26 protein-coding genes are annotated in these 21,620 nt (G+C 66.3%); 9 read left to right on the top strand and 17 right to left on the bottom strand.

What is annotated here, in order from left to right:
* Positions 1 to 17 precede the first annotated feature (17 nt).
* From CGR01S_RS10525 to CGR01S_RS17275, 11 genes are all read right to left on the bottom strand, one after another.
* Positions 18 to 809: an SDR family NAD(P)-dependent oxidoreductase gene (locus CGR01S_RS10525; protein ID WP_042426434.1), complete on the bottom strand. Its 792-nt coding sequence runs from the start codon at positions 807 to 809 to the stop codon at positions 18 to 20.
* A gap of 83 nt (positions 810 to 892) precedes the next feature.
* Positions 893 to 1,234: an ArsR/SmtB family transcription factor gene (locus CGR01S_RS10530; protein WP_084690637.1), complete on the bottom strand. Its 342-nt coding sequence runs from the start codon at positions 1,232 to 1,234 to the stop codon at positions 893 to 895.
* A 335-nt stretch (positions 1,235 to 1,569) separates the two neighbouring features.
* Entirely contained in the window at positions 1,570 to 1,962 is a 393-nt protein-coding gene (locus tag CGR01S_RS10535) for a hypothetical protein (RefSeq protein WP_042426437.1), read from the bottom strand.
* A gap of 33 nt (positions 1,963 to 1,995) precedes the next feature.
* Positions 1,996 to 2,271 (bottom strand): DUF1010 domain-containing protein, encoded by a 276-nt coding sequence (locus CGR01S_RS16440; protein WP_156967549.1) that lies wholly within the window; start codon positions 2,269 to 2,271, stop codon positions 1,996 to 1,998.
* A 39-nt stretch (positions 2,272 to 2,310) separates the two neighbouring features.
* Positions 2,311 to 2,550 (bottom strand): DUF1010 domain-containing protein, encoded by a 240-nt coding sequence (locus CGR01S_RS16445; protein ID WP_084690639.1) that lies wholly within the window; start codon positions 2,548 to 2,550, stop codon positions 2,311 to 2,313.
* A gap of 75 nt (positions 2,551 to 2,625) precedes the next feature.
* The gene (locus CGR01S_RS16695; RefSeq protein WP_156967550.1) at positions 2,626 to 3,171 is read right to left on the bottom strand and encodes a hypothetical protein; all 546 of its coding nucleotides are present in this window, start codon (positions 3,169 to 3,171) and stop codon (positions 2,626 to 2,628) included.
* Between the two features lie 568 nt (positions 3,172 to 3,739).
* Positions 3,740 to 4,180, bottom strand: coding sequence for a hypothetical protein (locus tag CGR01S_RS10540; RefSeq protein WP_042426440.1), 441 nt, complete (start codon positions 4,178 to 4,180; stop codon positions 3,740 to 3,742).
* Between the two features lie 68 nt (positions 4,181 to 4,248).
* The gene (locus CGR01S_RS16700; RefSeq protein WP_156967551.1) at positions 4,249 to 4,668 is read right to left on the bottom strand and encodes a hypothetical protein; all 420 of its coding nucleotides are present in this window, start codon (positions 4,666 to 4,668) and stop codon (positions 4,249 to 4,251) included.
* A gap of 9 nt (positions 4,669 to 4,677) precedes the next feature.
* Positions 4,678 to 4,749, bottom strand: a complete 72-nt coding sequence (locus CGR01S_RS17265; RefSeq protein WP_369345552.1) for a DUF1010 domain-containing protein — start codon at positions 4,747 to 4,749, stop codon at positions 4,678 to 4,680.
* A gap of 169 nt (positions 4,750 to 4,918) precedes the next feature.
* Positions 4,919 to 5,011 (bottom strand): DUF1010 domain-containing protein, encoded by a 93-nt coding sequence (locus tag CGR01S_RS17270; protein ID WP_369345550.1) that lies wholly within the window; start codon positions 5,009 to 5,011, stop codon positions 4,919 to 4,921.
* 12 nt (positions 5,012 to 5,023) lie between these two features.
* Positions 5,024 to 5,275, bottom strand: a complete 252-nt coding sequence (locus CGR01S_RS17275) for an excalibur calcium-binding domain-containing protein (RefSeq protein ID WP_084690648.1) — start codon at positions 5,273 to 5,275, stop codon at positions 5,024 to 5,026.
* A gap of 279 nt (positions 5,276 to 5,554) precedes the next feature.
* Here CGR01S_RS17275 and CGR01S_RS17125 point away from each other — a divergent pair, with 279 nt between their 5' ends.
* On the top strand, positions 5,555 to 5,887 hold the full coding sequence (locus CGR01S_RS17125) for a phage integrase N-terminal SAM-like domain-containing protein (RefSeq protein WP_245616790.1): 333 nt from the start codon (positions 5,555 to 5,557) through the stop codon (positions 5,885 to 5,887).
* Between the two features lie 98 nt (positions 5,888 to 5,985).
* Here the strand turns inward: CGR01S_RS17125 and CGR01S_RS10550 are convergent, their stop codons facing one another.
* On the bottom strand, positions 5,986 to 6,369 hold the full coding sequence (locus tag CGR01S_RS10550) for an Hsp20/alpha crystallin family protein (RefSeq protein ID WP_042426443.1): 384 nt from the start codon (positions 6,367 to 6,369) through the stop codon (positions 5,986 to 5,988).
* A 90-nt stretch (positions 6,370 to 6,459) separates the two neighbouring features.
* On the opposite strand from CGR01S_RS10550, the gene CGR01S_RS10555 reads away from it, so the two are divergent.
* Positions 6,460 to 7,797: a branched-chain amino acid ABC transporter substrate-binding protein gene (locus CGR01S_RS10555; protein ID WP_042426447.1), complete on the top strand. Its 1,338-nt coding sequence runs from the start codon at positions 6,460 to 6,462 to the stop codon at positions 7,795 to 7,797.
* Between the two features lie 19 nt (positions 7,798 to 7,816).
* Here the strand turns inward: CGR01S_RS10555 and CGR01S_RS10560 are convergent, their stop codons facing one another.
* A complete protein-coding gene (locus CGR01S_RS10560; protein ID WP_042426451.1) occupies positions 7,817 to 8,557 on the bottom strand; it encodes an AraC family transcriptional regulator in 741 nt (246 codons plus the stop codon).
* Positions 8,558 to 8,668: 111 nt separating this feature from the next.
* On the opposite strand from CGR01S_RS10560, the gene CGR01S_RS10565 reads away from it, so the two are divergent.
* Complete coding sequence (locus CGR01S_RS10565) at positions 8,669 to 9,580, top strand: alpha/beta fold hydrolase (RefSeq protein ID WP_245616791.1); 912 nt, start codon at positions 8,669 to 8,671, stop codon at positions 9,578 to 9,580.
* Between the two features lie 35 nt (positions 9,581 to 9,615).
* Here CGR01S_RS10565 and mltB read toward each other — a convergent pair whose 3' ends face one another.
* From mltB to CGR01S_RS10585, 4 genes are all read right to left on the bottom strand, one after another.
* Complete coding sequence (mltB, locus tag CGR01S_RS10570) at positions 9,616 to 10,689, bottom strand: lytic murein transglycosylase B (protein WP_042426455.1); 1,074 nt, start codon at positions 10,687 to 10,689, stop codon at positions 9,616 to 9,618.
* Positions 10,686 to 12,734 (bottom strand): transglutaminase TgpA family protein, encoded by a 2,049-nt coding sequence (locus CGR01S_RS10575; RefSeq protein WP_042426456.1) that lies wholly within the window; start codon positions 12,732 to 12,734, stop codon positions 10,686 to 10,688. Before CGR01S_RS10575 ends, mltB begins: the two co-directional genes overlap by 4 nt.
* A gap of 79 nt (positions 12,735 to 12,813) precedes the next feature.
* A complete protein-coding gene (locus CGR01S_RS10580; RefSeq protein WP_042426458.1) occupies positions 12,814 to 13,803 on the bottom strand; it encodes a DUF58 domain-containing protein in 990 nt (329 codons plus the stop codon).
* A gap of 6 nt (positions 13,804 to 13,809) precedes the next feature.
* A complete protein-coding gene (locus CGR01S_RS10585) occupies positions 13,810 to 14,730 on the bottom strand; it encodes an AAA family ATPase (RefSeq protein WP_042426459.1) in 921 nt (306 codons plus the stop codon).
* Between the two features lie 42 nt (positions 14,731 to 14,772).
* Here CGR01S_RS10585 and CGR01S_RS10590 point away from each other — a divergent pair, with 42 nt between their 5' ends.
* The 6 genes from CGR01S_RS10590 to CGR01S_RS10615 all read left to right on the top strand — a co-directional run bounded on the left by CGR01S_RS10590 (position 14,773) and on the right by CGR01S_RS10615 (position 21,580).
* Positions 14,773 to 15,726 carry a histone deacetylase family protein gene (locus CGR01S_RS10590; RefSeq protein WP_042426461.1) on the top strand — a complete coding sequence of 318 codons (954 nt, stop codon included), beginning with the start codon at positions 14,773 to 14,775 and terminating at the stop codon, positions 15,724 to 15,726.
* Between the two features lie 18 nt (positions 15,727 to 15,744).
* On the top strand, positions 15,745 to 16,545 hold the full coding sequence (locus CGR01S_RS10595; protein WP_042426464.1) for an enoyl-CoA hydratase: 801 nt from the start codon (positions 15,745 to 15,747) through the stop codon (positions 16,543 to 16,545).
* Positions 16,545 to 17,846 (top strand): mechanosensitive ion channel family protein, encoded by a 1,302-nt coding sequence (locus tag CGR01S_RS10600; RefSeq protein WP_042426466.1) that lies wholly within the window; start codon positions 16,545 to 16,547, stop codon positions 17,844 to 17,846. The genes CGR01S_RS10595 and CGR01S_RS10600 overlap by 1 nt, the downstream gene beginning before the upstream one ends.
* A 169-nt stretch (positions 17,847 to 18,015) precedes the next feature.
* A complete protein-coding gene (locus CGR01S_RS10605) occupies positions 18,016 to 18,765 on the top strand; it encodes an electron transfer flavoprotein subunit beta/FixA family protein (protein WP_042426469.1) in 750 nt (249 codons plus the stop codon).
* A gap of 20 nt (positions 18,766 to 18,785) precedes the next feature.
* Positions 18,786 to 19,718 carry an electron transfer flavoprotein subunit alpha/FixB family protein gene (locus tag CGR01S_RS10610; RefSeq protein WP_042426471.1) on the top strand — a complete coding sequence of 311 codons (933 nt, stop codon included), beginning with the start codon at positions 18,786 to 18,788 and terminating at the stop codon, positions 19,716 to 19,718.
* Positions 19,719 to 19,789: 71 nt separating this feature from the next.
* Positions 19,790 to 21,580: an acyl-CoA dehydrogenase gene (locus tag CGR01S_RS10615; RefSeq protein ID WP_042426474.1), complete on the top strand. Its 1,791-nt coding sequence runs from the start codon at positions 19,790 to 19,792 to the stop codon at positions 21,578 to 21,580.
* Positions 21,581 to 21,620: the final 40 nt, after the last annotated feature.

The following is a 21,620-nucleotide window of genomic DNA, read 5'->3' on the forward strand; positions in this document are numbered from 1 at the left end:
GCCCGCAGCGCCCAGGCTCAGGCGGTGGCGGGCCGCGACAGGTGCCGGACCAGCGCCGTGACCATGTTGCGCGGCGTCAGGCGCACGCTCTGGGCCATGACCCAGTTCAGGGCACCGGGAATGTAGACCCGTTGCCCGCGCTGCAAGGCGCGGTAGCCCTGGGCAGCGACGGCCTCCGCGCTGGGCAGCTTCTTCCCGCGCACCAGGGCGGAGGCCTGCATCGCAGCGGCGTCCTGAAAGCCCGATGCCGTGGGCCCCGGGCACAGGGCCGTCACGCTCACGCCCTGGGGCGCGAGCTCGGCGGCGATGGCCTCGGTGAAGCTCAGCACAAAGGCCTTGCTGGCGTAGTACACCGCCATGTAGGGGCCGGGCTGGAAGGCCGCGGTGGACGCCACGTTGAGCAGCCGGCCCCGGGTGGCGATCAGGTCGGGCAGAAAGTATTTGGTCAGCGCCACGACGGTGTTCATGTTGAGCCGCATCATGGCCAGCTCGGGCTCCAGGGCAGAGTCCTTGAATTCGCCAAACCTGCCGTAGCCCGCGTTGTTGACCAGGGCGCTGATGGTGAGATGGCGGGCCTTGACGGCCGCGTGCAGTTGCGCCGCGCCGTCCTCGGTGGCCAGGTCGGCGGCGATGACCGTCACGCTCACCTGGTGGCGCTGCTGCAGTTCCTCGGCCAGCGCCTGCATCGCGGGCACGCTGCGGGCGGCCAGCACCAGGTCATAGCCATCGCGGGCAAATTCGGCGGCCAGTGCCTTGCCGATGCCGGAAGAAGCGCCGGTGATCAGTGCGGTGCGCGGGGTGGTGGTCATGGTTGATTCCTAATGGTTTAATCCGTTCGACGGATAGGGGTTGAAAAATGGCACCGCAGTGCCAGGGGCTCGATCGAGCAGGCTCAGGTACAGGACGCCTCGGCCTGCTCCACCAGGGTGCGCAGATCCGCCAGCGCCGTATCCAGGCTCAGGCGGTAAAAGTTCTCACGGGATACCCGCTCCAAAGTGACCAGACCCGCCTGCAGCAGCACCTTGAGGTGGTGCGAAATGGCAGGGCGCGAGAGCGGCATGCGCTCTGCAATCTGGTTCACATTGAGGCGTTCATCCTGCGCCAGCAGCATGACGATGTCCTGCCGGAACTTGTCGCCCAGGGCATTGAACACCGGCGCACAGGCGCGAAAGCTCAGCAACACGTCGTCCAGCGACGCGGTGGGGGCGGGGGAATGGGGTGTTGCGGAGTTCATCTGTTCAAATGTTTAAACGAATTATGGAGCAAATGAACCCGGCGGCAAAACCGAGTGCCAAATCCCTGGATGATGCGGGGGTAATGGCCGCCCGCCGCGCCCTGGGTCCGGGCCCGCGGCCCCAGAGGCCTCAATGCACCGCCTGGGTGGACCCCGGCGTACGAAATGGGGCATGGCCACACGGGCCATTCGCTATGAAAACCGGAGCTGACTGCGCAGGTGGGGTAAGGGCTAGAGGCCTAAAACACCTGAAAACCACGCGCAAGCAAGCAGCGGCTCACCAGGGTGGTCGCGCCTGCAGCGAATGCTTGGTGCGCAGCACTGGTGCGAGCCCCTCAACGCAACTGCATGACAACGTACGGAAAAAAGACCAGCAGCAACAGGCCGAACGACAAGTAGTTTCCGGTTCGCGGGTCGAAATCTTGGAATACCTTGGCCCAAGGCTGCCTCAGCAGCATCTTCGCCAAAGCGATATCAAAGCCTGCCATGAAGAGTGCCAGAGCCAGTCCGATGACAAGAAGGCCGAACGGCTGGACGACCCCGATGCCAGGAACCAGGAGATAGCAAACGCCGAACGCCAGCGCGGAACCCGTAACAATGCTCAATTTTAGGGCCCGGCTCTTTCCGATCCTCGGGACCAGGACTGTGGCCCTGAATATTCCGTGGAGCGTCTCGACTCCGGCGAGCACGATACAGAGCGCCAAGATTCTCACGAATTCATCAGGCATGCCCACACTTTCCTATGCGGCCCAACGCCCAAATTAACCGGCGGCGAAGCCGTCCGGATTGAACGAACAGTTAGACCCGAAGGCCAAAAGGGAGCGCCCTGACTTGAAGACGGGCGCAAGCCGTGAAACAGCGCAGCGCCATGGGAGCGGCGCTGCGCTGCAAGAATGATAGCTGGTGGCGCTTGCTACGCAAGGGCTAGAGGCCAAAAAGGCTTGAAAAAAGCAAGCCACTCGCAGGCGAAGCCCGCCAGGCCGCACAAAACCCCAACCACTGCCGCCTGAGAAACTAAATGCCTTTTGAATAAGCATGGCCTGAATATGGCGGGTGAAGGGACTAACGCCCTGAATTCAGCCGACGCCGAAGGCGGTCGGCTGCGATGAAAAGTTAGACCCGAATGCCAAAACGGGAAACCTCAACTTGACGACGGGCGCAAACTGCGAAAAAGCAAAGCGCCACCAAGGCGGCGCAACGCTTTTAAAATGATAGCTGCTTGCGCTTGCTATGCAAGGGCCAGCGACCAAAAAGGCTTGAAACAAACAAACCGTTCGCAGGCGAAGCTCGGAGAAACGGCAAACTAGGCGATACATAACGTCTGAGAAATTAAATGCCGTTTGAAAAGCATGGCCTGAATAAAAAAGATTTTTATGTAGGATTAATAAGAATTATATTGTTCCAATACCAAAAATGCTTAAAATCCAATCTCCCATCATTTTCGATTCTGAATTTGGACTCAATGCAAAACTGATAAGCGCTGACCATAGAAACAAAAAACCACCTGCAACAGTAAATTCAATTTTTCTGGCTTCATATAAATTTTTTCTGAAAGATTCGTTGGTTAGAAGCGAGATGTTATTGTGCATGCATTTTTTTTCAAGCCTGTCAATGGCACTAAACACTTTTAGTGTTGAGTAGTTGTTTGTTTCGTGCTCTATTATTAACCATTTTACAAATGCAATTTTTTTTGACCTTGCTAGTGAGCCGGGAAGCCATTCGGTAAATAGGAGAATTGCCATCAATGAGAAATATATAACCATCCCTTTATTGGATTCAATATAAAGTAAGGCCACTGTTAAGAGGATCCCTTGCAAGGTTATAAACATTGTTCGATTTCTTTCTTGCAAAGATTCCTCTGTATCCCATATGCTTAGATAATAGGCATATGGATCTCCTGCGATAACTTTGACATCTGCTGATTTGTTTTTTTTCATATTTAAATGTCTAAGAATACGGTAAGCGACTGGCCGTAGGCCAGTCCGCTTGACCAGTGGGTTAGGGCAATTTTAGTAAACGAGCCGAGTAACGCTGTACGCCCCACATGACTGCAAACGTGTCGCTTACTTCGTACCAGCGCCCCTCGGGACGACCTGAACTGTGATTTGCACCCATGCAGGAGCATTCGCAGTCTGCGCCTATGGCGTTCCAGCACGCTGGAGCACAAATCTCCTTTTCTCGGTAAAGCTGAATGACGTAGCAGGCACCGTACCTCGCAAATGATAAGCGAATGACTCGCTCAAACCACGCCTGTGGTACTTCCCAAGCTCCATTCTTTTTGTCCCAAGTCGGCTTATTCCTTTCGCCATTTCGGAGCCATGCCTTGTTGTCTGGCGCGTAAGGGAGGCGAACCAATAAGGGGGAAGGGCGTTGACGTTGAAACACCACAGGAAGTCGCGTCTGCTTCCAAAAGCGGTCGAATTCATGAATTTGCGAGTTAACCGACATTTTCCCTAACGCCTGAATTAAGCCGCGCCGCGAAACGGCGTCGGCTTGAATGAATTGTTAGGGCTGATGCCCAGAAACCTTGGAGGTGGTGGCTTGCTGTGCGGCAACCACGGTGGCTTTGATCTGCTCACTCCCGAGCAAAGATTGGCGCTGATGATCAAGAATCTCCTTGAGGGCGGCAATCCGATAGCCAGCGGAATCTTCGGTGAGGCCCGTAGCAAGTGACTCAGCAACAGTCGCAAGACGCTCTGCAAAGGCTGCTTGGCTCTTCGCCTCCTCAAGAGAGACCTTTTGGGCTATGACCTCAGGCCTCGCTTGGATCAAGTTGATCGCGGCGTTGTTGATGTCGTTTTGCCATGAAAGCATCTTGTCCCTGATTTCGGCAAGTATGGAATCTGCGCGCTCTGCTTGCCGACTGGTGAGCCACCAAAAAACGACGGCGAGTATGAGACTGACTACGGATGCAATCGTCCCTACCAGATTGAGATTAACTGTCATATCAGCCCCAACGTTTGAAAAGAGAGGCGCTGACCGGTTTGCCGGGCAGCATCCTCCCGATGGAAGGGTTAGGCTGCGCTGCGTCCATTCCGCGCCCAACGATCTTTGTAGTTGCCTCTGGCCAAAACGGGAACGACCGTTTCAATGATATCGGGGTCACCTTGTCCATCGAATGAGAACAGCCTATAGACAACTTGAAGGCGTGCTGCTCCATTCTGAATCGACTCAAGTTCTGTTTGCCCTGATGCCCAGAACTCGTGGATCATGTGATCCATCCGATGGATACACGCATCGGTGTAAGAGTATTCGTTCAGTTCGACAACTTCTCCTGATTCGAGCGTTAGAGAGCAGTCGAAGCGATTCAAGTAGGTCGACAACCGAAAGCCGGTACCTTTGCTGTGAATCATGAAATAGCTATGCAATCGCACGGACACCGACCAATCACGCGTCCGGTACAGCCTGATTGATGTGTCGGCGAGACGAATCATTTGTGTAGCCTAACGAACAAGGTAAGCCGGCCGCCGTAGGCGGATCGGCTTGACCGCAGGGTTAGACAAGCAAACTCTCATAGTTCACATTCGTTCGTTTCGTAGTCCCAGCGACCTCCGCGATCCAGGCAACTGTCTATGGCAAAGAAGCGTGAAGCAAACATGAGTGCCCCCAGAACGACAGCAAGCAGTACGGCCACGCATAAAAGGCGCCAGTATCTTTGCTTCCGAACGGTTATTTTCATGATGCCTAACGGGCGAGGTAAGCCGACCGCCGAAGGCGGGTCGGCTTGACTGACCGGTTAGCCACAGTGGCCAAACCGAGAATGCTGCGCAGACACATAGCGCTGCAAAATTAACGACGAGGGAGATGTTCACATGCAATTCCATCATTATCAGCATCCAGATCTGAGCCTGGATTACTTTGATGCCATGCTTGAGCATCTTGTTGGTATGCGAAATCTGAGCAATCCGCATCATCACTTCCTCCACCACCGCAAGCGGTCAGTGTTATTGCGATAAAAATAAAAAAACTTGTTTTGCGTATTTCATAACACTCCGGGATAAAAGGATAACTAGAAATAGACGACCAGCATGCTAGCCGGATTGATCCGCCAAGACAAGGTCATGGAGTCTATCCCCAGGAAAACCCCGACAGACGCATGAATAGGCAAAACTGAAATTTCGCGGATGGTACCGGATGAAACCGCCCCGCCTGCTCCCCCATACCGGCCGCCCAAGCTGCTGGAGAGCATGAGCATTCATTTGCGCACGCGCCATGACAGTATTCGCACCGAAGAGGCGTATATAGATTGGGCGCGGCGTTTATTCTGTTTCATCACAAGCGCCATCCGCGTGATATGGGCGCCAGGAAGTGGAGGCGTTTTTGAGCCATCTTGCCGTCGATCGCCAGGTGGCTGCATCGACCCAGAATCAGGCCAAGTCAGCGATTTTGTATTTGTACAAGCAGGTGCTGGGCATGGAATTGCCCTGGCTCAATGAAGTGATCCAGGCCAAGCGTCCTCGGCGTCTGCCGGTGGTGCTCACGCCGTCGGAGGTACGCGAACTCCTCATGCACATGGAGGGCACTGCGGGCTTGGTCGCCCAATTGCTCTACGGCACGGGCCTAGGCTTAATGAGCGCCGGGCTTGCGGCGCAAGAACCCCTGTATCCATGCCCGCCGCTGCCCCCGGTCCTCGAAAAGGGCTGGCAAAGCTGAGCGGCACGTACCGGAAATATGGAATAAAAAAACGCCCGCAGCGTATACGCAGCGGGCGCTAGCAGCTATCGAAAAAATAGCTGGCGGTGCGGGGGGCCTCAATGCACCGTCAACTCCACGGCGCGCGCGCCGGGGGCCTGGCGGGCCAGGGAGAGGGTGAGCACGCCGTGCTCCAGCTTGGCCGAGCTGGCGGCGGCGTCGATGGGCGCGGGCAGCTCCCAGGCGCGGTGCACCCGGCGCGGCGCGCCCTCCTTGCTGCGCACCCGCACGCGCGGGCCGTTGATGGTGATGTCGAGCTGCTCGCGCGTCAGGCCGGGCACGTCCAGTTGCAGCGTGGTCGCCTTGTCGTCCTGCGTGACCTGTACGCCCGCGGCGGGCTGGGGCTGGCCTTCATGCAGGCGGCTGTGCAGCCAGCGCCGCAGGGCGGCATTGCGGGCCATTCCGGCCCAGGTGGCGTAAGGCATGACGGCGGTAGGGATCATCAGGGTTACTCCTTATACTGCGCGGCCGGGGGATGTGCCGCATGCCCCTGCAGATAGGCATGTGCCTGTGGTTTTCAAGAAAGCAATCCGATGAATGTTTTTCGCTCCCTGCGCTTGAGATTCCTGCCCTGCGCCCCATGGCGCGCGCTGTGCCTGGCCGCAGCGGCCGCCCTGGCCGGGCCGGGCGCACAAGCGCAGACGGCGGGCGCGCCCAGCGCCGCCACCCCGGCGGCAGCGCCGGTCAAGCTGGCGCTCATCGAGAGCCTCTCGGGCCCCTTCGCCAATACGGGCGAGGCGGTGTTTCGCAACATCTTCTGGGCCGTGGAGCGCGTGAACGCGCGTGGCGGCGTGCTGCTGCCGGCCGCCCAGGGCGGCGCGCGCGCGCTGCAGGTGCAGCGCTACGACAGCAAGGGCCAGAACGAGGAGGCGCTCTCGGCGCTGCGCGCGGCCATCGACGACGGTGCGCGCGTCGTCATGCAGGGCAACTCCTCGGCCACGGCGGCGGTGCTGCTCGACGCCATCAACAAGCACAACGAGCGCGAGCCCGGCAAGCGCGTGCTGTTCCTCAACTATTCGGCGGTGGACCCCATCCTGACCAACGAGAAGTGCAGCTTCTGGCACTTCCGCTTCGATGCGCACGCCGACATGCGCATGGCCGCGCTCATGGACGTGCTGCAGAGCGACAAGGCGCTCAAGAGCGTCTACCTCATCGGCCAGGACTACAGCTTCGGCCAGGCCGTGCTGCGCGAGGCGAAGAAGCAGCTCGCCGCGCAGCGCCCGGACGTGGCCATCGTGGGCGACGAGCTGCACCCCGTGGGCCGGGTGAAGGACTTTGCCCCCTACGCGGTGAAGATCAAGGCCAGCGGCGCGCAGGCGGTGATCACCGGCAACTGGGGCAATGACCTCACGCTGCTCGTCAAGGCCGCGCGCGAGGTGGGCTACGGCGGCAGCTTCTACACCTTCTACGGCAACGCCCTCGGGGCGCCCGCCGCCATCGGCGACGCGGGCATCGGCAAGGTGGTGGCCGTGGCCGACTGGCTGCCCAACGTGCCCGCCGCGCAGAGCGAGGCGTTCTACCAGTCCTTCCGCGAGCGCTTCCCCCGGCCGCAGGACGACTACGTGCACATGCGCATGCAGCTCATGGTCGAGGCGCTGGCCCAGTCCATCGAGGGCGCGGGCAGCCTGGAGGCCGCCGCCGTGGCGCGCCAGATGGAGAAGGCGCGCGTGCAACTGGCCGGGCGCAGCGGCAGCATGCGCGCGGCCGACCACCAGTTCCAGCAGCCGCTGGTGGTGGGCGTGATGGACAAGCAGGGCGCGCCGGGCGTGAAGTTCGACGTCGAGGGCTCGGGCTACGGCTTCCGCGTGGTGCGCGACATCCCCGCCGCCAAGGCGCAAATGCCCACCACCTGCCAGATGCAGCGTTACTGAGGGCCGCAGGCTGCCGGCCTCAAGCCAGCAGCGTGACCGTGCGCAACGGCCGCAGCACGCTGCTGGGCGTCATGCCGAAGGTGTTGCGGAACTGCCGGCTGAAGTGGGAGCCGTCGGTGAAGGCGCCTTCCAGGGCGGCGTCGGTCAGCCGCTGGTGCGCGGCCAGCGCGCCGATGGCGGCGCGCAACTGGCACCACACCTTGTAGCGGCGAAAGCTCACGCCGGCGTGCTCGCTGAACAGGTGGTTGAAGCGCGAGGCCGACAGGTGCAGCCGGGCCGCGGCGCTGGTGCGGCTCACGCCATCGCCGGCATGCAGCCGCAGCGCCTGCAGGGCGTTTTGCACGCGCGGCTCCATGGCGCAGGGCGGCGGCAGGGGGCGGGTCAGCAGGGCGTCGAGGTCGAAATGGCGCAGCCGGTCGTGGGTGAGGCTGCGCTGGCGCACCTTGGGGCAGGGCTCCCACAGCACGCCGCCGTTCTGGGCCAGCCAGGCCGTCAGGGCGCGGGCCGGGGGCGCATCGGGCTCCAGGTAGATCAGCGCCACGCACTCGCCCTGCGGGTCCAGGAGGTGCTCCACGCCTGCCGCCACCACGGCGCTGCTGGCCGTGTGCGTGGTGGTGTGGCCGTGCTGCGCCCGGTGCAGCGCAAAGCGGCCGGACAGTCCCAGCAGCAGCACCGGGCAGGGGTGGCAATGCATGCCCGTGGCGGGCAGCTCGCCCAGATACAGGGCCCGGTCGCGGGCCATCACCAGTTCATTCTTCATGGACGCAGCCCAAACGTACCAGCACGCCGCCCGCGGGTCCGGCAGCATGTGCGGCATTTTGCATTGCAGGAGATTGTCGTGCGCATGCGCTCATTTTTCAGACCCTGGCCTTTGGCTCTCATCTTGGCCGTGCTCGCCGGCGGCGCCTGGTACGGCCTGCCCGCCCAGGTGGCGCCGTGGCTGGTGGCGGCGAACCGCCACAGTGCCGGCCTGCACGCCGCCGTGGTCGATACCGGCACGCACCGCGTGCACTACCTGCAGCGCGGCAGCGGGCCGGTCGTCGTGCTGCTGCACGGCATTTTTGCGGAGAAAGACCACTGGGTGGACTTTGCCCGCGCCTTTCCCGAGGGCTACCGCCTGATCATTCCCGACCTGCCGGGCTTCGGGCAGACGGGGCGCGACCCCGCACGGCCCTACGACTACGCCGCGCAACGGGCGTACCTGCAGGCGTTTCTGGATGCGCTGGACGTGCAGCAGGCGCACATCGCCGGCAGCTCCATGGGGGCGACCCTGGGGGCCCTGCTGGCGCTGCACGCGCCGCAGCGCGTGCGCAGCCTGGCCTTCATCGGCGCCCCGCACGGCCTGCGCAGCGCCCAGGCCAGCGACATGGACCGCGCCATCGACGCCGGGCGCGCGCCCTTGGTGCCGCAGGATGCCGCCCAGTTCGAGGCCATGCTCGACCTGGTGTTTGCGCAGCGCCCGTTTCTGCCGTACCCGGTGCGCGCCCAGGCCCAGGCGCAGGCCCTGGCCCAGGCGGCCTCCGACCAGCGGGTGTGGGGGGCGCAATTGCGCGACCGCTACCTGCTCGATGGCGTGCTTGCGCGGCTGCAGACGCCGCTGCTGGCGCTGTGGGGTGGGCAGGACCGCGTCTTCCACGTCTCCGGCGCGGCCCGGCTGCGCGAGCTGCTGCCGGCGGCGCAGCTCCAGGTGCTGGGAGAGGCCGGGCATTTGCCCATGATGGAGGCGCCGGCCTCCAGCGCCCAGGCCTACGCGGCATTTCTGGCGCTGCAGCCGGCTCCCTGAGCCGCTGGCGTGGAGGGGCGGCCCAGGGCGCCTGCTCAGGGCGCGGCGGCGGCGCGCTCGGCCTGCACGGCCTGGCCCAGCTCGATCACGGCCATGGCGTAGTAGCTGGACCAGTTGTAGCGCGTGATGGCGTAGAAGTTCTCCGTGCCCGCCACGTAGCTCGGCGGCTCGGCGCCGTTTTGCAGCTCCACCAGCGCCAGGGGGCCGGCGTGCTGCTGGCCCGCGGCGTCGAGCCGGGCGCCCAGCGCCTGCATGCGCGCGGCGCTGAAGCTGGGCAGGATGTCGGGCAGCAGCAGCTCCTCGGTCTGTTCGGGCGTGCCTGCGGGCTGCACGGCGTAGTGCGTGGGCATGCCGGGCTGCCAGCCGTGGGCGGCAAGGTAATGGGCCACCGAGCCGATGGCGTCCTGCGGGCTGGTGAACAGGTCCACGCGGCCGTCGCCGTCGAAGTCGATGGCGTAGCGCACCCAGCTCGAGGGCATGAACTGCGGCCAGCCCATGGCGCCGGCAAAGCTGCCGCGCGGCGCCGCCGGGTCTTGCGCCGTGCGGTGCACCAGGCTCAGGAACTGCTCCAGTTCGCGCTGGAAGAAGGCGCGGCGCTCGGCCGCGCGCGGGTGCGCCTCGGGGAAGTCGAAGGCCAGCGTGGCGAGCGCGTCCAGCACGCGGAAGTTGCCCATCTGCTGGCCGTAGAGCGTCTCCACGCCCAGGATGCCGACGATGACCGCGGCGTTCACGCCGTATTCCTGCTCGGCGCGCGCCAGGGCGGCGGCGTGCGCCTGCCAGAAGCGCAGCCCGGCGCGGATGCGCACCGGCTCGATGAAGCGCGCGCGGTAGGCCTGCCAGTTCTTGGCCGTGCCCTTGGGCGGCGGCAGCACCAGGCGCTGCGCCACGGGCAGCAGGCGCGCCTGGCCTATGGCCTGGCGCACCCAGGCGGGGTCGAGGTCGCGGCGCGCGGCCACGTCGTCGGCGAACTGCATGGCGTCTGCCCGGCTGGCGTAGGCGCTGCTGCCCTGGGTGGCGGCGGGTGGTTTAGGGCGTTTTTTGGCTTCAGCGCCCGTGGATAGAGCGCTGGCAGCTATGAAAAAAGTAGCTATTGCAAGGGTGCGAATCATGGTGTGCGGGTGGGTGCGGCCGGCCAGGGGAGCTGGCGCATCTCGCGCTGCAGGCTGCGCAGGGCCGTGCGCGGGGCGGGGGAAGGCGGGGCGTAGCGCAGGCGCTCCAGGCGCAGCAGCCAGTCGGCCACGGCCTGGGCCGGGGGGCCGAAGTGCGCCAGCGCCTGGGCGGCGAGGGTGCGTGGCGGGGTGTGGGCGGGCAGCTCCAGGCCGGCGCGCGCCAGGCGCGTGCGCGCGTGTTGCAGCAGGCGCAGCCAGGGGTCGTGCTGCAGGCGCTCCCACAGCGACCAGGCCGCGCCCCCCAGGGCGCTGGCGGCGATGAGCGCGGCGAGCAGCCGGGCCAGGTCCTGCCAGTCGGGGCTGGCAAAGCCCAGGTGGCGCAGCAGGTTGAACTGGCTCTCCTGCGAGTAGTTGAGCACCCACTGGTTCCAGCGGTTGTTGGCGGCCTCCCACACGGCGCGCAGGCGCTGCAGCGTGCTGGCGCTGATGACGGTGCCCATGGCGCTGGCCAGCGCGCCCGGGCGCGGCTGCAGGCGCTGGAACTGGCCCACGCGCCCGGGCGAGACGGCGCCCGTGGGGTCCACGCGCACCCAGCCGCGGTCCTCGATCCAGACCTCGGCCCAGGCGTGGGCGTCGCTCTGGCGCACGGTCCAGTAGCCGTCCACGGCGTTGAGCTCGCCGCCCTGGTAGCCGGTGACGATGCGCGCGGGCACCCCGGCTGCGCGCATGAGCACCACGAAGGCCGAGGCGATGTGCTCGCAAAAGCCCTGCTTGTGGTCGAACCAGAATTCGTCGGCCGTGTGCTCGCCGTAGAGCCCGGGCTCCAGCGTGTAGGTGTAGTCGCCGCTGCGCAGGCGCTGCAGCGCCGCGTTCACCAGCGCCATGCTGCCGCCCGCGGTCAGTTGCGGGTCGGCGCGCAGCTGTGCGGCCCACTCGCGGGTGCGCGGGTTGCTGTCCGGCGGCAGCAGGGTGAAGGTGCGCAGCGCGGGCACGGGTTGCAGGGGGCCGTGGCGGAAGTCGGTGTAGCTGCTGGCGCGGTAGCGCAGCAGCTCGTTGATCGGTTGGCGCACCAGCCACTGCAGGTCCTGCGTCATGAAGGGCTGGCGCTGCGGCACCTGCGGCGGCTGGGCGGCGGCCTCCAGCACCAGCAGCCAGGGGCGGTTGCTCGGCTCCAGGGTGATTTCATAGCCCAGGGCCGGGCCGCGCACCTGCAGCTCGGCGGGCACGGTGTAGCGGTTGCGGTGCGCGTCGTCCTCGCGCACCGGGTCGGCCAGCCACTCGCGCCCGTCAAAGCTGGCCAGCACCGGGCCGCGGAAATAGAGCTGCGCCTGCGTGGGGCGGAACTGCGGATCGTCAAAACGCAGGCGAAAGGCGATGCGCTCGTCCAGCGCCAGCTCGGCAATGCTGCCCACGCGCATCTGCCCCGACAGGCCCGTGCGCCCGGCCAGCGCGTCGCTGGGCACGCCCCACAGCGGCGCGATGCGCGGAAAGAACAGGAACAGCGCCAGCATCACCGGCGTGCCCCACAGCGCCAGGGTGGCCGCCGTGCGCAGCGACTGCGCCAGCGGCGGGCGCCCCAGCGGCGAGTGGGCATTGACCAGCGCCGTGAGCAGGCCCAGCAAGCCCAGCAGCATGGCCGCCGCCGTGGCCAGCGACTGCGAGTAGAAGAAGTTGCTGAGCATGGTGAAGAAGGCCAGGAAGAAGATCACCATGGCGTCGCGCTGGGCGCGCGCCTCCAGCGTCTTGAGGGCCAGCAGCATCACCAGCAGGGTGAGCCCGGGGTCGCGCCCCAGGATGGTGTGGTGCGTCAGCAGCGTGCCCGCCACGGCGCCCAGCAGCAGCAGGCGCAGCGTCCAGCGCCCGGGCAGCGGCCTGGCGCTCCAGGCCAGGCCGGCGCGCCACAGCAGCAGCAGGGCCGCGGCCACGCTGGTCCAGAGCGGCAGCACCCGGGCCTGCGGGGCGATCACCCAGGCGATCACCAGCAGCAGGAACAGGGTGTCACGCGCATCGCGCGGCAGGGCTTCCAGGCGTTGGCGCAGCGTCACCTGGGCCTCCTCATGCTATTGAAAAAATAGCTGCTTGCGCTTGCCAGTAAAGGGCTGGATGCCATTTTGATTCTATGTTTCAGCACAGGGCCAGGGCCTCCAGGCAGCGGCGGCGCTGGGCGGGGCCGCCGGCCTGGGCGATCTCCTGCCCCGGCAGGCGCAGGCCGTAGTCCAGCCCCAGGCGGTCGGCCTGCAGCACCCAGGCCGTGAGGCGGGAGATGCGCGCCTCGGGGTCGGCCAGGCCGGTGTGGCGGTGGTCCAGCCACAGCTCGTGGCGCTGCGGCTGCTGGGCGTCGCGGCTGAGCAGGCTGCCGCTGCCGCTGGCCAGGGCCTGGGCGGCTTTCTTCCAGACCACGAGCTTGAGCGGGTCGCCGCGGCGGTAGCCGCGCACGCCCTCGAAGTCGGCCATGCCCTGCGCGGCAGCGCGGCCCGTGCCGCCGCTGCGCGGCTCGCCCGGCGGCAGGGGGGGCGCGTGCGGCTCGGGCGCGGGGTAGATCAGCACCTGGGCCGCCGGGCGCCAGACCGTCCAGACGCGAAAGCTGCCCAGCGGGTACAGCGTCTGCGCCGTGAGCGTGGGCACGCGGTGCAGCCCGCGCCGCGGCGGCGCAAAGCCGATCTGCACGCTGGTGCTGCCCTGGGCGGGCACATCCGCCCAGGCCCAGTGCCCGCTGCCGTGCACGGCCAGCGCGATGGCGTGGCGCGGCGTGCGCCGCGTGTGGCTCAGTTGCACCTGCAATGGCGCGCTCTGGCCGGCGAACTGCGGTTCGGGCGTGACTAGGTGCAGCGTGAGGCCGCGCAGCTGGCTGTGGCACACATGCATGCCCGCGACGGCGCTGCCGGCCAGCAAAAAGGTGAGCAGATAGCCCAGGTTGAGCTGGAAGTTGATGGACGCCACGAGCAGCAGCAGCAGCGTGAACGCCAGCATCCACCCCGCGCCCGTGGGCAGGATGTAGACGTTGCGCTGCGACAGCTCCAGCGTGTCGGTCAGGGGCAGGCGCGCCAGCATCCACTGGTGCACGCGCCGGCGCAGCGGCGCCAGGGGATGGAAGGCGCGCAGGGCGAGCGGCATGGGGCGTCAGGGCAGGGCGACCGAGGCCACCATGGCGCGCACCTGCTCCACCGCGCCGCGCCCGGCATCGCCCACGGGCACCAGGCGGTGGGCGATGGTCTGGGCGATGGTGGCCTGCACGTCGTCGGGCGCGACGTAGTCGCGCCCGGCAATCAGCGCCTGGGCCTGGGCCGCACGCACCAGCGCAATACCTGCGCGCGGCGACAGGCCCTGCAGGAACCAGCGCCCCGAGCGCGTGGCCGCGATCAGGTCCTGCACATAGTCCAGCAGCGGCGCGCTGGCATGCACGGCGAGCACCTGCTGCTGCAGCGCCGCGAGCTCCGCGGCCGACAGCAGCGGCGGCAGGGTGTGCGCCAGCGCGCGCCGGTCCTGCCCGGCCAGCAGCAGGCGCTCGGCAGCGCGGTCGGGGTAGCCCAGCGAGATGCGCATGAGGAAACGGTCGAGCTGCGACTCGGGCAGCGCGTAGGTGCCGAGCTGGTCGTGCGGGTTCTGCGTGGCGATGACGAAGAAGGGCTCGGGCAGGGCGCGCGTCTCGCCCTCGACCGAGACCTGCTTTTCCTCCATGGCTTCGAGCAGGGCGCTTTGCGTCTTGGGGCTGGCGCGGTTGATCTCGTCGGCCAGCAGCACCTGGGCGAACACCGGGCCGGGGTGGAAGACGAAGGCCTCCTTGCCGCGCTCGTACACGGAGACGCCGACCAGATCGCTGGGCATGAGGTCGGCGGTGAACTGCACGCGCGCAAAGCGCAGGCCGAAGGTGTGGGCCAGCGCATGGGCCAGCGTCGTCTTGCCCACGCCGGGCACGTCCTCGATCAGCAGGTGGCCGCCGGCGAGCAGGCAGGCCACGCAGTCCCGCACGCTGTCAGTTTTGCCAACGATCACCGTGTTAAGCTGATCCAGTATCGATTGGATTTTCAAATGCGCTTGCATGGCGTGAAGTTAACCCAGATTTTCAGGCGGAGAGTCAAGGCAATGGGCAAGACGGGTTATTTTTCCCACCGCGACTGCTGGCTGCACGAGATGGGGCCGGGCCATCCCGAATGCCCCGGCCGGCTCGACGCCATCGAGGACCGGCTGCTCGTGACCGGCGTGGCCGACGCGCTGGAGCGCTGCGAGGCCCCGCAGGCCGCGCTCGCCGATCTCGAGCTGGCGCACAACCGCCTGCACATCGCCGCCATGCGCGGCCTGACGGACTGGCTGCGCGAGGAGGTGCAGGCCGGCGGCCCGCCCTACACGCAGGTGGACCCCGACACCTCCATGAACCTGCACACCTGGAACGCGGCCCTGCGCGCGGCCGGCGCGGCCATGGCGGCCACCGACGCGGTGCTGGCCGGCGAGCTGGAGAACGCCTTTTGCGCCGTGCGCCCGCCCGGGCACCATGCGACGCGCGACAAGGCCATGGGCTTTTGCTTCTTCAACAACGTGGCCGTGGCCGCCAAGTACGCGCTGCAGCGCCACAACCTGAGCCGCGTGGCCGTGGTCGATTTCGACGTGCACCACGGCAACGGCACCGAGGACATCCTCGCGGGTGACGAGCGCGCGCTGATGGTGAGCTTCTTCCAGCACCCGTTCTACCCCTACAGCGGCGACCACAATCCCGCTTCCAACATGCTCAACGTGCCGGTGGCCGCGTACACGCGCGGCATGGACATCCGCGAGATCGTCGAGATGATGTGGATCCCGCGGCTGGAGGCCTTCAAGCCCGAGATGATCTTCATCAGCGCGGGCTTTGACGCGCACCGCGAGGACGACATGGGCCAACTGGGCCTGACCGAGCAGGACTACACCTGGATCACCCAGCGCATCAAGGACGTGGCGCGCCGCTTCTGCGCCGGGCGCATCGTCTCCTGCCTCGAAGGGGGCTACGTCATGGGGCCGCTGGCGCGCAGCGTGGAGGCCCATGTGCGCGTGCTTGCCGATATCTGATTTGCAGGAACCCCGGCCATGACACCCAGCAACCCCACCCCTTCCGGCGAACTGGTACACGTGGCGCACGACGCGCGCGGCGTGGCCACGCTCACGCTCAACGATCCGGCGCGCTTCAACGCCCTGGGCAGCGAGATGCTCGCGGCCCTGCAGCAGGCCCTCGATACCCTGGCGCAGGACGACACGCTGCGCGTGCTGGTGCTCGCCGCCGCGGGCAAGGCCTTTTGCGCGGGCCACAACCTCAAGGACATGGCCCAGCACCCCGACCTGGCCTGGTACCAGCAGCTCTTTGCCCAGTGCTCGCGCATGATGCTGTCCATCCACAAGCTGCCCGTGCCCGTGATCGCGCGCGTGCACGGCATGGCCACGGCCGCGGGCTGCCAGCTCGTGGCGCAATGCGACCTGGCTGTGGCGGCAGACTGCGCCCGCTTTGCCACCAGCGGCATCCATTACGGCCTGTTCTGCGCCACCCCCAGCGTGCCGCTGGTGCGCAACGTGCCGCCCAAGCGCGCCATGGAGATGCTGCTCACGGGCGACTTCATCGACGCCGCCACGGCGCTGCAGGAAGGCCTGGTCAACCGCGTGGTGCCCGCCGACGCGCTCGACGCCGAGGTCGAGAAGCTCGTGCAGTCCATCCTGGAGAAACCCCGTGCCGCCCTGGCCATGGGCAAGGCCCTGGTGTACAGCCAGCGCGAGCTGGGTCTGGAGGCCGCCTACCAGCTGGCCGGCCAGACCATGGCCGTGAACATGATGGACGCGGCCGCGCAGGAAGGCGCACGCGCTTTCGCCGAAAAGCGCAAGCCCGCCTGGAAACCCTGATGGCGCGCACGGTGCAGACGCCCGTCGAGGACGGGCTGCAGGCCTGGGCCAGCGCCTTCATGCAGCCCACGGTGCTGGGCGAACTCGCCGCGCTCGCCCTGTGCGGGCTGCTGGCCGCCGGCCTGGTGGCCTTGCTGCGCCGCGGGGTGAAGAACCCCAACTCCATCCTGCTGGGGCGCAGCGTGGTCGATGGCGCGCTGTTCCCCCTGCTGCTGCTGGCGCTGGCCTATGTGGCGCGCACGGTGGTGCAGCAGTGGGCGCCGCTGGCCGTGTTCGTCGTCGCCATTCCCGTGCTCGTGGCCCTGGCCGCGATCCGCATGGGCGCCAAGGTCTTGCAGGTGGCCTTTCCGCAGTCCGCCTGGGTGCGGCCGCTCGAGCGCAGCGTCTCGTGGCTGGCCTGGCTGGCCATGGTGCTGTGGGTGACGGGCCTGCTGCCCCTGGTGCTGCACGAGCTCGAAGGCGTGGGCTGGAAGGTCGGCGGGGCGACGCTGACGCTGCGCAGCCTCATCGAGGGCACGGTGACGGCCGGCTTCGTCCTGCTGCTGGCCCTGTGGGTGTCTGCCTCCATCGAGGCGCGGCTGCTGCGCGCGGCCACGGGCGACGAGCTGTCGCTGCGCAAGGCCGTGAGCAACGCCCTGCGCGCGCTGCTCGTCCTCATCGGGCTCATCGTGGCGCTGACGGCCGTGGGCATAGACCTCACGGCGCTGTCCGTGCTGGGCGGCGCCATCGGCGTGGGCATAGGCCTGGGCCTGCAAAGGCTGGCCGCCAGCTACGTGAGCGGCTTCGTGATCCTGACCGAGCGCAGCGTGCGCATCGGCGACAACGTGCGCGTGGACGGCTTCGAGGGCCGCGTGACCGACATCACCGGGCGCTACACCGTGGTGCGCTCGGGCTCGGGGCGCGAATCCATCGTGCCCAACGACATGCTGGTGACCAGCCGGGTCGAGAACTTCTCCCTGGCCGATCCGCGCGTGTGGCATTCCACCGTGGTGAGCGTGGGCTACGACAGCGATGTGGACCTGGTCATGCGCCTGCTGACCGAGGCCGCCCTGAGCAGCCCGCGCGTGCTGCGCGATCCCGCACCCAGCGCCGCGCTGTCGGCCTTTGGCGCCGATGGCCTGGAGTTCACCGTCGGCTTCTGGATCGCCGATCCCGAAAACGGCCTGCTGGGGCTGCGCTCGCAGATCAACCTGGCCATACTGCACGCCTTGCGCGCGCATGGCATCGACATTCCCTACCCCCAGCGGGTGCTGCACATGGCCGCACCCCAGGCGCCTTCTGGAGGCGTCAGTCCAGTATGAGACAGGAAACCACTGGACAATCAGGGTGGGTGCTGGCCTATAATCCATAAAAGCACGGTCGTTCGTTTTTATTTGCTGATCCACGTTCAACCCGGCTCGCTGCGCTGCAGCATACAATGATCCGGTTTACGTAACGTCAATTTATCTCTCAACCCCAGGAGTCGCTGCAATGAAGGTTTTGGTCCCTGTCAAGCGCGTGGTGGACTACAACGTGAAGGTCCGCGTGAAGTCGGACGGCACGGGCGTGGACATCGCCAACGTCAAGATGAGCATGAACCCCTTTGACGAAATCGCCGTCGAAGAGGCCGTGCGCCTGAAGGAAAAAGGCGTGGTGACCGAAGTCATCGCCGTCTCCTGCGGCGTGGCCCAGTGCCAGGAAACCCTGCGCACGGCCATGGCCATCGGTGCCGACCGCGGCATCCTGGTCGAGACCGACGCCGAGCTGCAGCCCCTGGCCGTGGCCAAGCTGCTCAAGGCCCTGGTGGACAAGGAGCAGCCCGGCCTGATCATCCTGGGCAAGCAGGCCATTGACGACGACGCCAACCAGACCGGCCAGATGCTCGCCGCCCTGTGCGACCTGCCCCAGGCCACCTTCGCCTCCAAGGTCGAAGTGGCGGACGGCAAGGCCAGCGTGACGCGCGAAGTCGATGGTGGCCTGGAGACCGTGCAGCTGAGCCTGCCCGCCGTGGTCACCACCGACCTGCGCCTGAACGAGCCGCGCTACGTCACCCTGCCCAACATCATGAAGGCCAAGAAGAAGCCGCTCGACACCGTCAAGCCGGCCGACCTGGGCGTGGATGTGGCCCCGCGCATCAAGACCCTGAAAGTGGCTGAGCCGCCCAAGCGCAGCGCCGGCATCAAGGTGCCCGACGTCGCCACCCTGGTGGACAAGCTCAAGAACGAAGCCAAAGTCATCTGAGGCCCGAAGGAGTAATACCCATGACCGCACTCGTCATTGCAGAACACGACAACGCCAGCCTCAAGGGCGCCACGCTCAACACCGTCACCGCAGCCAAGGCCTGCGGCGGCGACGTGCATGTGCTGGTCGCCGGTGAGGGCGCCGCAGCCGCCGCCCAGGCCGCCGCGCAGATCGCCGGCGTGAGCAAGGTGATCCACGCCGACGGCGCCAGCCTCAAGGATGGCCTGGCCGAGAACCTCGCCGCCCAGGTGCTGGCCATTGCCGGCAACTACAGCCACATCCTGTTTCCCGCCACCGCGGGCGGCAAGAACGTGGCCCCGCGCGTGGCCGCCAAGCTCGACGTGGCCCAGATCAGCGAGATCACCAAGGTCGACAGCGCCGACACCTTCGAGCGCCCCATCTACGCCGGCAACGCCATCGCCACCGTGCAAAGCGCTGACGCCATCAAGGTCATCACCGTGCGCACCACGGGCTTCGACGCCGCAGCCGCCACCGGTGGCAGCGCCGCCGTGGAATCCGTGGCCGCCGTGGCCGATTCGGGCAAGAGCAGCTTTGCCGGCCGCGAAGTCACCAAGAGCGACCGCCCCGAGCTGACCGCCGCCAAGATCATCGTCTCCGGCGGCCGCGCCCTGGGCAGCGCCGAGAAGTTCAACGAAGTGATGACTCCCCTGGCCGACAAGCTGGGCGCGGCCATCGGCGCCTCGCGCGCTGCCGTGGACGCCGGCTACGCCCCCAACGACCTGCAGGTCGGCCAGACCGGCAAGATCGTGGCGCCGCAGCTCTACATCGCCGCCGGCATCTCGGGCGCCATCCAGCACCTGGCCGGCATGAAGGACTCCAAGGTGATCGTGGCGATCAACAAGGACCCCGAAGCGCCGATCTTCAGCGTGGCCGACTACGGCCTGGAAGCCGACCTGTTCACGGCCGTGCCGGAACTGGTCAAGGCCCTGTAAGCACTGTCGTGCGCGAAAAGGCATCGCTTGCGATGCCTTTTTTTTGACTTTTGCATCTCCCGGAGAACCCCATGAGCTACACCGCCCCCGTCAAGGACATGCTGTTCAACATGCAGCATCTGGCCCATATCGAACAGGTCGCGCAGATTCCAGGCTTTGAGGACGCAGGCCTGGACACGGCCACCGCCGTGCTCGAAGAGTGCGCCAAGTTCACCGAGGGCGTGCTGGCGCCGCTGAACTTCGAGGGGGACAAGAACCCCTCGTCCTGGAAGGACGGCGTGGTCACGGCCACGCCGGGCTTCAAGGACGCCTTCCGCCAGCTCACCGAAGGCGGCTGGCAAGGCCTGCAGCACCCGCAGGACTTCGGTGGCCAGGGCCTGCCCAAGACCATTGGCGCGGCCTGCATGGAGATGCTCAACAGCGCCAACATGAGCTTTGCCCTGTGCCCGTTGCTGACCGACGGCGCCATCGAGGCGCTGCTCACGGCGGGCAGCGACGAGCTCAAGGCCATTTACCTCGAAAAGCTCATCTCCGGCCAGTGGACCGGCACCATGAACCTGACCGAGCCCCAGGCCGGCTCCGACCTGGCGCTGGTGCGCACCAAGGCCGATCCGCAGCCTGACGGCACGTACAGGATTTTCGGCACCAAGATCTTCATCACCTGGGGCGAGCACGACATGGCCGAGAACATCGTCCACCTCGTGCTGGCCCGCGTCGCGGGCGCGCCCGAGGGCGTCAAGGGCATCAGCCTGTTCGTCGTGCCCAAGTTCATGGTCCACCAGGACGGCAGCCTGGGCGCGCGCAACGATGTGCACTGCGTCAGCATCGAGCACAAGATGGGCATCAAGGCCAGCCCCACCGCCGTGCTGCAGTTCGGCGACCACGGCGGCGCCGTGGGCTACCTGGTGGGCCAGGAGAACCGCGGCCTCGAATACATGTTCATCATGATGAACGCCGCGCGCTACGGCGTGGGCATCCAGGGCATCGCCATTGCCGAGCGCGCCTACCAGAAGGCCGTGCAGTACGCCCGCGACCGCGTGCAGAGCCGCCCCGTGGACGGCAGCGTGGCCGCCAGCGCCGCCATCATCCACCACCCGGACGTGCGCCGCATGCTCATGACCATGCGCGCCACCACCGAGGCCTGCCGCGCCATGGCCAGCACGGCGGCTGCCGCCTACGACGCCGCGCACCACCACCCCGATGCGCAGGTGCGCAAGGACAACGCCACGTTCTACGAGTTCATGGTGCCGCTGGTCAAGGGCTACAGCACCGAGATGAGCCTGGAAGTCACCAGCCTGGGCGTGCAGGTGCACGGCGGCATGGGCTTCATCGAGGAGACGGGCGCTGCCCAGTACTACCGCGATGCCAAGATCCTGACCATCTACGAAGGCACGACGGCCATCCAGGCCAACGATCTGGTGGGTCGCAAGACGGCGCGCGACGGCGGCCAGACGGCCCGGGCCATCGCTGCGCAGATCGAAAAGACCGAAGCTGAGCTGACCGCCAGCGGCACGCCCGCGGCCCAGGCCGTGGCCCGGCGCCTGGCGGCCGCACGCCAGGCCTACCTGGACGTGGTGGACTTCGTCTGCAACAGCGCCAAGGCCTCGCCCAACGCCGTGTACGCGGGCAGCGTGCCCTACCTCATGCTGGCGGGCAACCTGGTGGCGGGCTGGCAGATGGGCCGTGCCCTGCTGGCGGCCCAGGAGCTGTTGCACAAGGGACAGGACGAAGCCTTCATGCGTGCCAAGATCGCCACCGCCCAGTTCTATGCCGAGCACATCCTGGTGCGCGCGCAGGGCCTGCGCGACGGCATCGTCGAAGGCGCGGACAGCGTGACCGCGCTGCCGCTGGAACTGTTCTGAGCATGCATGGGCCGGTGTGGATCGCACCGGCCCATGCTAC

Source organism: Comamonas granuli NBRC 101663 (assembly GCF_000739995.1).
GTDB lineage: Bacteria > Pseudomonadota > Gammaproteobacteria > Burkholderiales > Burkholderiaceae_C > Simplicispira > Simplicispira granuli.